15 protein-coding genes and 1 tRNA gene are annotated in these 13,013 nt (G+C 64.5%); 9 read left to right on the forward strand and 7 right to left on the reverse strand.

Annotated features, from left to right (window positions below; all coding sequences use genetic code 11):
• The first annotated feature begins 56 nt into the window (after window positions 1-56).
• Window positions 57-1,460, forward strand: coding sequence for a TIGR03808 family TAT-translocated repetitive protein (locus GY40_RS27195; protein WP_197062784.1), 1,404 nt, complete (start codon window positions 57-59; stop codon window positions 1,458-1,460).
• A gap of 113 nt (window positions 1,461-1,573) precedes the next feature.
• Here the strand turns inward: GY40_RS27195 and glnA are convergent, their stop codons facing one another.
• Both glnA and GY40_RS19960 read right to left on the reverse strand, forming a co-directional pair.
• The gene (gene glnA, locus GY40_RS19955; protein WP_038365793.1) at window positions 1,574-2,983 is read right to left on the reverse strand and encodes a type I glutamate--ammonia ligase; all 1,410 of its coding nucleotides are present in this window, start codon (window positions 2,981-2,983) and stop codon (window positions 1,574-1,576) included.
• Between the two features lie 96 nt (window positions 2,984-3,079).
• Window positions 3,080-3,418: a P-II family nitrogen regulator gene (locus tag GY40_RS19960; RefSeq protein ID WP_038365795.1), complete on the reverse strand. Its 339-nt coding sequence runs from the start codon at window positions 3,416-3,418 to the stop codon at window positions 3,080-3,082.
• 296 nt (window positions 3,419-3,714) lie between these two features.
• On the opposite strand from GY40_RS19960, the gene GY40_RS19965 reads away from it, so the two are divergent.
• A complete protein-coding gene (locus GY40_RS19965) occupies window positions 3,715-5,232 on the forward strand; it encodes a bifunctional ADP-dependent NAD(P)H-hydrate dehydratase/NAD(P)H-hydrate epimerase (protein ID WP_038365798.1) in 1,518 nt (505 codons plus the stop codon).
• Between the two features lie 52 nt (window positions 5,233-5,284).
• Here the strand turns inward: GY40_RS19965 and GY40_RS19970 are convergent, their stop codons facing one another.
• Window positions 5,285-5,812 (reverse strand): PRC-barrel domain-containing protein, encoded by a 528-nt coding sequence (locus GY40_RS19970; RefSeq protein ID WP_038365801.1) that lies wholly within the window; start codon window positions 5,810-5,812, stop codon window positions 5,285-5,287.
• A gap of 248 nt (window positions 5,813-6,060) precedes the next feature.
• Between GY40_RS19970 and GY40_RS19975 the strand changes: the two genes are divergently transcribed.
• Entirely contained in the window at window positions 6,061-6,267 is a 207-nt protein-coding gene (locus tag GY40_RS19975; RefSeq protein ID WP_038365804.1) for a hypothetical protein, read from the forward strand.
• Window positions 6,268-6,294: 27 nt separating this feature from the next.
• Here the strand turns inward: GY40_RS19975 and GY40_RS27680 are convergent, their stop codons facing one another.
• Together GY40_RS27680 and GY40_RS19980 are read right to left on the reverse strand one after the other, a co-directional pair.
• A complete protein-coding gene (locus tag GY40_RS27680) occupies window positions 6,295-6,462 on the reverse strand; it encodes a hypothetical protein (RefSeq protein ID WP_156116011.1) in 168 nt (55 codons plus the stop codon).
• A gap of 5 nt (window positions 6,463-6,467) precedes the next feature.
• Window positions 6,468-6,689 carry a hypothetical protein gene (locus tag GY40_RS19980; protein WP_038365807.1) on the reverse strand — a complete coding sequence of 74 codons (222 nt, stop codon included), beginning with the start codon at window positions 6,687-6,689 and terminating at the stop codon, window positions 6,468-6,470.
• Between the two features lie 139 nt (window positions 6,690-6,828).
• Between GY40_RS19980 and GY40_RS19985 the strand changes: the two genes are divergently transcribed.
• Together GY40_RS19985 and GY40_RS19990 are read left to right on the forward strand one after the other, a co-directional pair.
• A complete protein-coding gene (locus tag GY40_RS19985) occupies window positions 6,829-7,104 on the forward strand; it encodes a hypothetical protein (protein WP_038365809.1) in 276 nt (91 codons plus the stop codon).
• 54 nt (window positions 7,105-7,158) lie between these two features.
• On the forward strand, window positions 7,159-7,983 hold the full coding sequence (locus tag GY40_RS19990) for a bestrophin-like domain (protein WP_142020983.1): 825 nt from the start codon (window positions 7,159-7,161) through the stop codon (window positions 7,981-7,983).
• A gap of 101 nt (window positions 7,984-8,084) precedes the next feature.
• Here GY40_RS19990 and GY40_RS19995 read toward each other — a convergent pair whose 3' ends face one another.
• The gene (locus GY40_RS19995; protein ID WP_038365813.1) at window positions 8,085-8,294 is read right to left on the reverse strand and encodes a hypothetical protein; all 210 of its coding nucleotides are present in this window, start codon (window positions 8,292-8,294) and stop codon (window positions 8,085-8,087) included.
• Window positions 8,295-8,394: 100 nt separating this feature from the next.
• Window positions 8,395-8,469, reverse strand: a tRNA-Lys gene (locus GY40_RS20000).
• Between the two features lie 177 nt (window positions 8,470-8,646).
• On the opposite strand from GY40_RS20000, the gene GY40_RS20005 reads away from it, so the two are divergent.
• The 4 genes from GY40_RS20005 (at window position 8,647) to GY40_RS20020 (ending at window position 13,003) form a co-directional block, all read left to right on the forward strand.
• Window positions 8,647-8,925, forward strand: a complete 279-nt coding sequence (locus GY40_RS20005) for an FtsB family cell division protein (protein WP_248311225.1) — start codon at window positions 8,647-8,649, stop codon at window positions 8,923-8,925.
• Between the two features lie 166 nt (window positions 8,926-9,091).
• Window positions 9,092-10,189, forward strand: coding sequence for a pyruvate dehydrogenase (acetyl-transferring) E1 component subunit alpha (gene pdhA / locus GY40_RS20010; RefSeq protein WP_038365819.1), 1,098 nt, complete (start codon window positions 9,092-9,094; stop codon window positions 10,187-10,189).
• A 56-nt stretch (window positions 10,190-10,245) separates the two neighbouring features.
• Window positions 10,246-11,652, forward strand: coding sequence for a pyruvate dehydrogenase complex E1 component subunit beta (locus tag GY40_RS20015; RefSeq protein WP_038365823.1), 1,407 nt, complete (start codon window positions 10,246-10,248; stop codon window positions 11,650-11,652).
• A gap of 13 nt (window positions 11,653-11,665) precedes the next feature.
• On the forward strand, window positions 11,666-13,003 hold the full coding sequence (locus tag GY40_RS20020) for a pyruvate dehydrogenase complex dihydrolipoamide acetyltransferase (RefSeq protein WP_038365826.1): 1,338 nt from the start codon (window positions 11,666-11,668) through the stop codon (window positions 13,001-13,003).
• Window positions 13,004-13,013 lie beyond the last annotated feature (10 nt).

A 13,013-nucleotide genomic window follows, 5' to 3' on the forward strand; every position in this document is an offset into this window, starting at 1 on the left:
GAGTCGTTGACGCCTGATGCGTGCGTGCTCGAATGCCTAGCCCGAAGGAGGTCCCCATGCCCGGCTATCGAATTCTTGATGACGTGGTCATTGCTGATCCCGCGACGCCCCCGCCATCCGGTTTCACAAGTGCGACTGTCGGCGCCGCTATCGAGGCAGCGAGAAATGCTGCCAAGCCATTGCAACTACGCGCCGGCGTCTACGATATTGCGAATATTAGCATCCTGACGACGAATGGTTCCGGTTGCGGCATTGAGGTTCTCTGCAGTGCTGGTGAAGCGGTGCTCAGGTTTACTGGCGGCGGCTATGCTCTGCGTATCGCCGGACAGGGGGGCATGAGCTTTCGCAATGTGACTTTTGATGGTCAGAATTTAGGTATTCAATCCTATAACGCGCCCGACATCATCACGGGCGCTGCCGGCCTTATTGTTCTGGACAATGCCAAAGATGTTCGCTTCTCGAAATGCAATTTCAGAAATACCGTCAAGACGGCTGATGAGCCGGCGGGAGGATACAAGGCGGCTGTACTTTGCGCGAATGATGCTCGCCCGACGATTAGTAACTGTGAGTTTTACAATGTCGACGTTGGTGTCTGGTCCTTCAGTTCCGAAACCATTGTCGAAGGCTGCCGTATCGTCGGAGCGAAGAACAACGGCATTGCTATCTGGGGAACGGTGGGCAGTGGCGGCAATCTCTCGGCGATCCGCAATAATTTCATTAACTTCGTTTCCAGCGATGCCGGCACCGGCGCCAACGGAAATGGTGTTGCGGTCTACCTCGCGAATGACGTCAGCATCGTCGACAATACGATCATGAACTGCGATTTTTCCGCAATTCGGGTCAACGGCGGCTCGAGGGTCCTGTTCTCACGTAACGTCTGCTGGAACCTTAGGGAGGGTGCCCTCTATTATGAAGCGCCAGGGGCAGGGCAGGACGGAACAGGGGTGACGATTGTCGACAATCGCGTCGATACGGCCGGCGATGGAATATATGTGACGAATTCTGGCTATTATGGCGATGGCGTCGCCCGTCGAGCGGTCGTCAGTGGTAATCAACTTTCTAATATCGCCCCTCATGCCATTCCGGGGTCGGGCGGGATCGGCCCCTACAGCACGAGCGGTATCGGCATTCTCGTCGAGCAGGACGGTGTCATCAGTGGGAACATCATCGAGAGCTGCGCCGGAGGGATCAAACTCGGTGTCGCTCAAGGAGCGCGCGATCTCGTCTGCGATGGAAATCTTGTGCGGGGGTGCGATGTCGGGCTGATCTTCTCGTCAAATTCGGCTGCTGGCAAGATGGTCATCTCAAACAACATCGTCTCCGGTGCGGGTGGCAATGCGCTCGTATCTGCGCCTTCGACCGGATTGACGCCGCCGCTGACCAGCTACAACGCCAACCTTCCATCCCAGATGGTTGGCGGAGCAGAGCAGATTCTCATCGTCGATAATCGGGCGTCGTAGATCGATCGCGAATCCACAAAAAACCGGGGCGTCGCCGCCCCGGTGAAAGGTAGCCGCGGGATACGCGGCCGGGAGGAAGCCGTGGGCCGGCTCGAAAGAGCCGGCCCGAGCTCTCAGTAGGAGTAGTACATCGCGAACTCGACCGGGTGCGGCGTCATCTCGAAGCGCGCCACATCCTGCATCTTGAGCTCGATATAGCTCTCGATGAAGTCGTCGTTGAAGACGCCGCCGGCCTTGAGATAGGCGTTGTCCTTCTTGAGGCTTTCCAGGGCCTCGCGCAGCGAACCGCACACCGTCGGGATCTTCTTCAGCTCGCGCGGCGGCAGGTCGTAGAGGTCCTTGTCCATGGCCGGACCCGGATCGATCTTGTTGATGATGCCGTCGAGGCCGGCCATCAGCATGGCGGCGAAGGCGAGATAGGGGTTCGCCATCGGATCGGGGAAGCGGACCTCGACGCGCTTGGCCTTTGGCGAGGTCGTCCACGGAATACGGCAGGACGCCGAGCGGTTGCGCGCCGAATAGGCGAGCAGCACCGGAGCCTCATAGCCCGGGACGAGGCGCTTGTAGGAGTTCGTCGACGGGTTGGTGAAGGCGTTCAGGGACTTGGCGTGCTTGATGATGCCGCCGATGTACCACAGGCACTCCTGCGACAGGTCGGCATATTTGTTGCCGGCCATCGTCGGCTTGCCGTTCTTCCAGATCGACTGGTGGACGTGCATGCCCGAGCCGTTGTCGCCATAGATCGGCTTCGGCATGAAGGTCGCGGTCTTGCCGTAGCTCTGGGCGACGTTGTGGATCGCGTACTTATAGACCTGCATGGTGTCGGCCATGTGGGTCAGGGTGTCGAACTTCAGGCCGAGCTCGTGCTGGGCGGAAGCGACCTCGTGGTGGTGCTTCTCGACCTTGGCGCCCATGGCCGCCATGGCCGCCAGCATCTCGCCGCGCATGTCCTGCGCCGAATCCTGCGGCGGAACCGGGAAGTAGCCGCCCTTGGTGGCGATGCGGTGGCCAAGATTGCCGCCCTCGTACTCGGTCATGCCGTTGATCGGCAGCTCGACGTTGTCGAGCTTGAAGCCCGTGTTGTACGGATCCGCCGCGATCTTGACGTCGTCGAAGACGAAGAACTCGGCCTCGGGGCCGACATAGATGGTGTCACCGATGCCGGTCGACTTGAGATAGGCCTCGGCCTTCTTGGCGATGCCGCGCGGGTCACGGCCATAGGGCTCGCCGGTGGCGGGCTCGAGCACGTCGCAGGTGATGACCATGGTGGCGGCCGAGAAGAACGGATCCATCACAGCGGTGGTCGGATCCGGCATCAGCAGCATGTCGGACTCGTTGATGGCCTTCCAGCCAGCGATCGAGGAACCGTCGAACATCGTGCCTTCGGCGAAGATGTCCTCGTCGATCATCGTGACGTCGAAGGTCACATGCTGCCACTTGCCGCGCGGGTCGGTGAAGCGGAAATCGACATATTTGACGTCGTTGTCCTTGATCGCCTTGAGGACATCCTTGGCGCTTTTCATTTCAGCATTCCTCTTGCCAGCTATTTCTCAAACTCGCGCGCTGCGGATGGATCCAAATCACCCGGCAGCTCTCGACCCATGTGATGCGGGAAATCGTCAGATCGCGTCCGCGCCTGTCTCGCCCGTGCGGATGCGGATGGCACCCTCCACGCTCGATACAAAAATCTTGCCATCGCCGATGCGGCCGGTCTGGGCGGCCTTCATGATCGCCTCGATCGCGCGCTCGACCATGTCGTCGGCCAGAACGATCTCGATCTTCACCTTCGGCAGGAAGTCGACCACGTATTCGGCGCCGCGATAGAGCTCGGTATGGCCCTTCTGGCGGCCGAAGCCCTTCGCCTCGAGAACGGTGATGCCCTGAAGCCCGACTTCCTGAAGCGCTTCCTTCACCTCGTCCAGCTTGAAGGGCTTGATGATCGCTTCGATCTTCTTCATGCGCCGACCGGCCTCCTTTGCGCCCCAGACCCCGGCCGGAGCCGGGCGGCACCCGCCGCGATCCGGGAGTTTGAACGATCCCCGGCCGCATGCGAAGCACCTTGTCTTGCTCATAGCATCGGCGCCCGCGCACCGCCACGTGGCAGCCCGGCTTCTTGCGCCTGATCGAGAGGCAAAAAACAGCATAAAAAAAAGTCAAACGCCTAATTGTAGTGCAAATGCTGCCTTGGCGCCTTGTTGTCGCGCCGTGCGACCTGCTCTCATGATGGGCCATGCCCGGCACAACGATCCCAGCCATGCGACCGACCGACCTCGCCTTGCTCGCAGTGGCGCAGATGGGGGAGGCGGATCGCATCGCGATCGCGGGTGGGACGCCGGGCATCATGCTGATGGAGCGGGCCGGGGCGGCGGTGGCCGATGCGGTCTCCCGCCATGCGGCTTCCGGCGCAAGCGTGAGCATATTCTGTGGCCCCGGCAACAATGGTGGCGACGGATTCGTTGCCGCGAGGCTCCTGCGTGAACGAGGGTTTCAGGTGGCGGTTGCTCTGCTGGGCGACGTGCATGCGCTGCGGGGCGATGCCGCCATCGCCGCGGAACGCTGGGGCGGCCCGATCCTGCCGCCGGGCGTGGCCGTGCCGAACGACGCGGACATCCTCGTCGATGCGCTGTTCGGAGCGGGTTTGAGCCGGCCGCTTGCCGGCGAGGCCGCGCAGCTGGTCGCGGCGATGAACGCCTCTGGCCGGCCGCTGGTCGCGGTCGATGTTCCCAGCGGGCTTTCGGGCGATACCGGGCAGGCCGAGGGGCTGGTCGTTCGTGCCACGGAAACGGTGACCTTCTTCCGGCTCAAGCCCGGTCACCTGCTCCAGCCCGGCCGCGATCTCTGCGGACAGGTGACGCTGGCGGATATCGGCATTCCGGCCGAAGCGGCCCTCGAGGCGATCGCTCCTACGGCCTTCGCCAACGGTCCCGCTCTCTGGAGCTGCCATCTGCCGCGCCATGGCAGCTTCACGCATAAATTCGAGCGCGGCGCCGTTGCCGTACTCGCAGGAGGGATCGCCGGCGTCGGGGCGCCGCGGCTCGGCGCGCGGGCGGCCCTACGGATCGGCGCCGGGCTCGCGACCATCCTCTGCGCTCCTGCGGCCCTGGCTGCGCATGCGATGCGTGGGCCGGACGCGCTGATGCAGCGCTCCCTCGCGGACGAAACGGGCCTTGCGCCTCTCCTGGAGGATCGGCGCTTGTCCGCCGTTCTGGCAGGGCCGGCGCTCGGGCTCGATGCGCGAGCTCGCCAGCTGGTTGCGGCGCTTGTCCATAGCAGCAAGCCGCTGGTGCTCGACGCCGATGCGCTGACGATTCTGGCGGAGAATGCGGAAGCCCTGTCGAGGCTGGGACAGCGGAACGCGGCTTGCGTGATGACGCCGCATGAGGGCGAGTTCCGGCGGCTTTTCGGCTGGGAGCCGGCGATCGACCGGGACTCTTCCAAGCTGGAGCGCGCCCGCAAGGCCGCTGCCTTCAGCGGGGCGATCGTCGTCTACAAGGGAGCCGACACGGTGATCGCATGCCCGGACGGGCGTGCGGCGATCAATGCGACCGGCTCGCCGGCGCTGGCGACCGCCGGTTCCGGCGACGTCCTGGCCGGCATGGCCACGGGGCTGATCGCGCAAGGCATGCCGGCCTTCGAGGCGGCCTGCATGGCGGTCTGGCTGCATGGAAAGGCCGGCGAAGCGCTGGGCTTCGGGCTGATCGCGGACGAGCTGCCCGAAGCCGTTCCGCCCTTGCTCCGCACGCTCGCCGCAGGAGCGGGTCCGGATCCATGACGCTGGCACAAACGAAACCGCCCCGTTGCCGGGGCGGTTCGGATCGAACGTGTCAGCTGCCGGAATAGGTCACGGCCGGGGCTGCATTGAGCTGGTCCTTGGTCATGGTGATCTTGCCATGATCCGGATACATGGCTGGCGCCTTCGGAGCCGCGCTCATGCCGCCGCCCGTGCTACCGGCAGCACCGCCCGCCGGGGCAGGGGCCGGAGCGGGTGGGGCGATCGGCTGATCGCTCCAGGTCACCTGCTCGAAGGGAATGGCGACGTCCTTCGCGCCGATGCCGAGGAAGCCGCCGACGCCGACCGTGACCATCTCGATCTTGCCGGTCTTGTCGACGATCACTTCGGTTACGTCACCGACCTTCTTGTCGTCGGGGCCGTAGATATCGACGCCGATCAGCTTGCTGGTACGCCATTTGCCCTGGCCGGCGAGATTGTTTGCCGGCGGCTTGGCAGGCTGAGCCGCGGGAGCCGGGCTCGTCGAGGACGAGGGCGGCGTCGGAGCGCTCGTCTGCGCGAGCGCTGTCGCGGTCAGCATGGCGAATCCGATAGAGGTCATGGCGAGTTTATGCGTGAGCATTTTTTCCTCCTTTATCAGCCCAAGTCGCAGGCCGTTCATGCAACCAACAGATGAAACAAGTTTTTGTTCGTCTTCTGTCGAGACAAACCATGGCAGAGGCGCGCAAATAATCACGTCACCGAAAGCAGCTTGAAATTCTCTGCTCGTTCGGTTTGCCGACTTGCTCGCATCGCGATGTCGTGATCGGATGCTGCGCTTGCTACAACGTCTGGAAGCCGGTGCTGTTCCCGGAGACGTGGAGACAAATCATGCCGATTGCGTTGACTGTCCTGCTGGCCGAGGCCGAAACCGCAGCGCTCGACCGCCACATCGCGGCGCATCGGCCTGGGCATACGCGTGAAGAGATGGTGGCGGAGATCGTGGCGCGGTGGCTGGAGGTGCAGCAGCCCGCCACCAGAACTCATCCGGATGAAGGACTTCGCCCGGAGGAGCTCAACGCCAGCAACGATTCCTGAACGTTGCTGGGCTCGATGCCGCGGGGATCAGTCGTCGGCGTCGTCGCGACGGAGCTCGAAGGCGAGCATCGCTTCGGCGATCGCTTGCAGTTCCTTGTCCTTTTCGGGGCCGTCGGGCAGGGCGTTCAGTTCCTCGACGCGCTGCTGCGCCCGGTCATAGTCTTCCTCGGTATGGACCATGATCGGCGTTTTCACGGTATCTACCTCCTGTGTCGGCCCGGCTGGGCGGCATGGTCGGCATCCCAGCGTTCGACGGCATCGATGAGAGCCTGCAATTCTTGCTCCTCATCGTCGCCGCGTGTCGAGTCCTTGAGGCTTTCGATGCGATGCTTGGCCAGTCCGTAGTCCTCGACGGTCTCGATCCTGAAGACCGGACGGGTTGCCTCGCCAGTGCTGTCGCCGCGCCGAACCTTGGCTCGCATCGGAACCTCCTGCCTTGAGCCCTGCATAGGAGATACCCGCGACGGCGCGCCCTGTTCCCGCCCGGTTAAGCTTTCCGCAAGAGCCCCGCGGGCATTGATGGTCGATTGGTCGCAGCCACAGGGGCAGGGGAGCGCCGCGATGAACAGGCTTCTGGCCACGGTTCTGCTGGTCGGCCTCGCGCAGGCGCCGCAGCCAGCGACCGCCTTCTGGCAGCGCTCGCAATTCACGCGCTGCTCCGATGCAACCACGGAAGACGAGCGTCTGCGGCTGCGCTGCTGGGAACTCGACGCCTATGTCGATCCCGGCTGGCCGGCTCTCGGAATGGGCGGGGGCGCCTATCTCCTGCCGGAGGCGCCGCCACCGCCTCACAGTCGGAGGCCGGTAAAGGGCGGCGTGACGCGCCGGCTCGGCTGAGCGGCTGTTCGCGTGTGACGCAGGGGCTCGCATCGGTCGCAGCGCTGTGAGAGCATGGCCGGGCCCGATCGGCCTTCTCGCGGCGACGCCATGGAAATCCTCTCAGGCTTCGGTTTTCTGACCTTGTTCGGCCTGAGCGCTCTGGCCGGCATCGCCCTGCGCATGTGGCTGCCGGAGGAGCATCTGTCGAAGGAGAACATGGAAGCGGTCCGGCTGGTGACCGGCCTGCTCGTGACCTTCGCCGCGCTGGTGCTGAGCCTGCAGCTCTCGACCGCGCGCTCCGCCTTCGATTCCGCCAACAGGAACCGCTCGCTCTACGCGGCCGAGCTGGCGCGGCTCGACCAATGTCTGCGCAATCTGGGGCCGAACCTTGCTCCGACCCGGCAGATCCTGAGCCGCTACGTCGCCGCCGTGATCGCCAGTACCTGGCCTGCGGAGCCCGCTCCTTCGGTTGCCGGCATGCCGGATACCCGCCGCATGTCGGTTCGCGGCGAAGATGCGGTTCTGGCCGGCATGCTCAACGAGGTCGGACTGGCCATCGACACGACCGCTCCGGCGCCTGATCTATCCCCGGTTTTGCAACGCTGCCGGGCCGACTACGCCAGAGTTCAGGAAAGCCGCTGGGCCGTGATCGAGGATACGAACGGCCCGCAAAGCGGGCTGTTCCTCGGTATCATAAGCTTCTGGCTTGCGTTGGTGTTCCTGAGCTTCGGGTTGCAGGTGCCGCGCCGTCGAGTCAGCGGCATCGTCCTCGCGATCGGGGTGGTCTCCGTCGCGAGCGTAATGTTCGTCATCGTCGATCTGGCCTTGCCTTACCAAGGCCTGTTCGGGATTCGCAGCCTCGCCATGCGAGAAGCGCTGGCGGATATGAGCCGCTAGATCGCCGAGCGTCCCGTCGGACGCGATCACGGCGATCTATCTACCTGATCGTATCGAATCGGGCTTTCCGAAAGCCGCGTCCCGGCTTCGGGCCGCCGCGTTCAGTTTTGGCTTTTGGAAGCCGTCGCCTGTTCGAGAATGCGGACGGTTTCCTCGAGGCTCTCCCGCACGCCGAGCATGAAATCCTTGCCGAACCCGATGATGGTGTCCGCCGGCTCGCCCTTGTGGGTGTAGACCACGACGACCTGCTCGGGATTGACATAGACGGGCTTGCCGTCGCGCGGCGAGGTGAATTTGCACAGCTTGGGCACGGCATTCCTCCGGGGCGGGGCTTGGGTGCGCGCAGGCGCCGATGGGGGCGGAAGCGTCCGGCGATGGGGCCGGCTCAGGCCGTGGCCCGATTCCGGGTGGTGGTGAGCGGGGTGGGGATCGAACCCACGACCACATGATTAAAAGTCACGTGCTCTACCACTGAGCTACCCGCCCTCACAGGCCCGCTGACATACGGAGGTGAAGGGCGCGGGTCAACATGTCCAATGCACATCCATGCCGCCTGTCCCCTTCCTGGCGTAACCCTCCGGCCCCGTGCGTTAACCGCCCGGAAACCACGCCATCCTAGTCTCATCAACCATGGTCATTCGTCGCGGTCTCAGATCTGTCTTCGTGACGCTCGCGCTCTATGCGGTGTCGGCGCTGACGGTCAGCTATTTCTTGTTCCACGCCCAGCACGGCGCGCGCGGCCTCGAGGCGCGCGGCGCCGTTCGGGAATCGCTGCGCGAACTGGAAGCGGAGTTGGCGACGCTCACCCTGGAGCGCAAATCCTGGGAACAGCGCCTCGCCCTCGTGCGCGACGACAATGTCGATCGCGATCTGCTCGACGAGTCGGCGCGTGCCATGCTTGCCCGGACCCACAAGAACGACGTCGTGATCATGGGGCGTTAGCGAGCCGGCTGTTAGTCTCAGACGTATCAATTAACTTGAATCCAGTTACGCCTGCAGTATCATTATATTTCAACGGCTTAGATGATGGTGCAGTGCGAGATAGCGTCCTCGCCAAGGTTTTTTCGATCCTCTACAACAAAGGTCGAAGGCCCTTGGAGGATCGTCTATGGCTGTTGCTGCGCGTAAACCGAAAGCTCCCGCCCCATCGAAAGCCGCCGCCAAGCCGGCAAAGGCACGTTCGGCCAAGGAGGGAGCGGGGCAGTCCGCCCCGGCTGCCAGCAATGTCACTCCCTTCACCAAGGACGAAGACCTCCACGCCTATCGCGAGATGCTGCTGATCCGGCGCTTCGAGGAGAAGGCCGGCCAGATGTACGGCATGGGCCTGATCGGCGGCTTCTGCCACCTCTATATCGGCCAGGAAGCCGTCGTCATCGGCATGCAGATGGCCTCCAAGGATGGTGACCAGGTCATCACCGGCTATCGCGACCACGGCCACATGCTGGCCTGCGGCATGGAATCGCGCGGCGTGATGGCTGAGCTCACCGGTCGGCGCGGCGGCTATTCGCGCGGCAAGGGCGGCTCCATGCACATGTTCAGCCGCGAGAAGAACTTCTATGGCGGCCACGGCATCGTCGGCGCGCAGGTATCGCTCGGAACGGGCCTCGCCTTCGCCGACTGGTATCGCGGCGACAACACGGTCTCGATGACCTATTTCGGCGACGGCGCCGCCAATCAGGGCCAGGTCTACGAGAGCTTCAACATGGCCGAGCTCTGGAAGCTGCCGGTCGTGTTCATCATCGAGAACAACCGCTACGCCATGGGCACCGCGGTGAGCCGCGCTTCGGCCCAGACCGATTTCTCGCGCCGCGGCGTCTCCTTCAACATTCCGGGCGAGCAGGTCGACGGCATGGATGTCCGGGCCGTTCGCGAGGCCGGCCAGCGCGCGATCGACCATGCGCGCTCCGGCAAGGGCCCCTACATCCTGGAGATGCAGACCTACCGCTATCGCGGCCACTCGATGTCGGACCCGGCGAAGTACCGCTCCAAGGACGAGGTCCAGCGGATGCGCGAGGAGCATGATCCGATCGAGCAGGTCCGGGCCCGGCTGGTCCGCGAGTTCAAGGTCGGCGAGGACGAGCTGAAGGCGATCGACGCCAAGGTGCGCGAGATCGTCAACGACGCCGCCGAATTCGCGACGCATGACCCCGAGCCCGACGTCTCGGAACTTTACACCGACATCCTGCTGGAGCCGGCGCAGGGCTGACGCCCGCGCCGCTGCCGCCTCTCGCCTTTCCCCGCGTCTAGAATCCGGGTGCGTTCATGCCGATCGACATTCTCATGCCTGCCCTTTCTCCCACCATGGAGGAAGGAAAACTGGCCAAGTGGCTGAAAAAAGAGGGCGATCAGGTCAAGTCCGGCGACATCATCGCCGAGATCGAGACCGACAAGGCGACCATGGAGGTCGAGGCGGTCGATGAGGGCATCCTCGCCAAGATCCTGGTGCCGGACGGCAGCGAGAATGTCGCGGTCAACACGCGGATCGGCGTGATCGCCGCCGATGGCGAGGATGTCAGCGCCGCGGCGAGCGGAGCCGGCAAGGCGGCGGCCGAGAAGCCGGCCGAGGCCAAGGAAGAGCCGAAGCCCGAGGCCAAGGCGGAAGACGCTCCCGCTGCCAGCAAGCCCGAGAGCGTGCCGGCCCAGGCGAAGGCCTATGACGCTTCGTCCGAATTCCCGGCCGGCGCCGAGATCGTCAGCCAGACGGTCCGCGAGGCGCTGCGTGACGCGATGGCAGAGGAGATGCGCCGCGACGGCGACGTCTTCGTCATGGGCGAGGAGGTCGCGGAGTATCAGGGCGCCTACAAGGTCACTCAAGGGTTGCTGCAGGAATTCGGCGCCAAGCGCGTCATCGATACCCCGATCACCGAGCATGGCTTCGCCGGCATCGGCGTCGGCGCGGCGCTCTCGGGCCTCAGGCCCATCGTCGAGTTCATGACCTTCAACTTCGCCATGCAGGCGATCGACCAGATCATCAACTCCGCGGCCAAGACGCTCTACATGTCCGGCGGACAGATGGGCTGCCCGATCGTGTTCCGCGGCCCCAACGGCGCGGCCGCCCGCGTCGGTGCCCAACACAGCCACGACTATGCGGCGTGGTACTCCAACGTGCCGGGCCTCAAGGTGGTGATGCCCTACAGCGCCTCCGACGCGAAGGGGCTGCTCAAGAGCGCGATCCGCGACCCGAACCCGGTGATCTTCCTCGAAAACGAGATCATGTACGGCAAGTCCTTCGACGTGCCGAAGGGCGACGATTTCCTGATCCCGATCGGCAAGGCCAAGGTGGTGCGGCCGGGCACCGACGTGACCATCGTCTCCTTTGGCATCGGCATGACCTATGCGCTCGGCGCTGCCGAGGCGCTGGCCAAGGACGGCATCGAGGCCGAGGTCATCGACCTCCGCACGATCCGCCCGATGGATATCGAGACGGTTGTTGCCTCCGTGCAGAAGACCAATCGCTGCGTCGCGGTGGAGGAGGGCTTCCCGCAGTCCGGCGTCACCGCCGAGATCGGCATGAAGATCATGGAGGCGGCGTTCGACTATCTCGACGCCCCCGTCGCCCGCGTCACCGGCAAGGACGTGCCGATGCCTTACGCGGCGAACCTCGAGAAGCTCGCTTTGCCGAATATCGGCGAGGTCGTCGCGGCGGCCAAGGCCGTCTGCTATCGCTGAGAAGGGCTGACCGATGCCGACCAACATCCTGATGCCCGCGCTCTCTCCGACGATGGAGAAGGGCAATCTCGCCAAATGGCTGAAGAAGGAAGGCGACACCATTAAGTCCGGCGACATCATCGCCGAGATCGAGACCGACAAGGCCACGATGGAGGTCGAGGCGGTCGATGAGGGCATCCTCGCCAAGATCGTGGTGCCGGAAGGCACGGCCGATGTCGCGGTCAACGAGGTGATCGGCGTGATCGCCGGCGAGGGCGAGGACGCCAAGAGCGTCTCCGCTCCGGCGGCCGGCGCTGCGCCGAAGGCGGAAGCTCCCAAGGCCGAGCCTGCGAAAGCCGAAGTCGCTCCGGCCGCCGCTGCGCCTGCCAAGGCGGCTGAAGCACCGGTTGCGACTGCTCCGGCGAAGGCTGACGGCAGCCGCCCCTTCGCCTCGCCGCTGGCGCGGCGTCTCGCCAAGGACGCGGGGCTCGACCTCTCCGCCATCGCCGGCTCCGGCCCGCATGGCCGCATCGTCGAGAAGGATGTCGAGGCTGCCAAAAAGGGCGGCGGTGCCAAGGCTGCCCCGGCGGCTGCTCCCACGGCCAAGCCCGCTGCCGCGCCGCTCGCGGCCGGCCCCTCGGACGAGGCGGTCAAGAAGCTGTTCGCGCCGGATTCCTATGAAGAAATTCCGCATGACGGGATGCGCAAGACGATCGCGCGCCGCCTGCTCGAGGCCAAGCAGACCGTCCCGCATTTCTACGTCACCGTCGATTGCGAACTCGACGCGCTGCTGAAGCTGCGCGCGGAGCTCAATGCGGCCGCGCCGGAGAAGGACGGCAAGCCCGCCTACAAGCTCTCGGTTAACGACATGGTCATCAAGGCGCTGGCGCTGGCGCTCAAGGCGGTTCCGGACGCAAACGTGTCCTGGACCGAGAACACGATGCTCAAGCACAAGCATGCCGATGTCGGCGTCGCCGTCTCGATCCCGGGCGGCCTGATCACGCCGATCATCCGCGATGCCTGCCACAAGACGCTGTCGCAGATCTCCAACGAGATGAAGGACATGGCGGCCCGCGCCAAGGCCCGCAAGCTGAAGCCCGAAGAGTATCAGGGCGGCACGACGGCAGTCTCGAACCTCGGCATGTTCGGGGTCAAGGACTTCGCGGCGATCGTCAATCCGCCGCATGCGACGATCCTGGCGGTTGGCGCCGGCGAGCAGCGCGTCATCGTCAAGGGCGGTCAGCCGGCTGTCGCGACGGTGATGTCGGTGACGCTCTCGACCGACCACCGCGCCGTCGACGGCGCGCTTGGTGCCGAGCTTCTCGCGGCGTTCAAGGGCTATATCGAGAAGCCCATGGCGATGCTGGTCTGAGGCGGCGGGA

This window comes from Allobosea sp. UNC402CLCol (assembly GCF_000745475.1).
GTDB classification, from domain to species: Bacteria; Pseudomonadota; Alphaproteobacteria; order Rhizobiales; family Beijerinckiaceae; genus Allobosea; species Allobosea spartocytisi.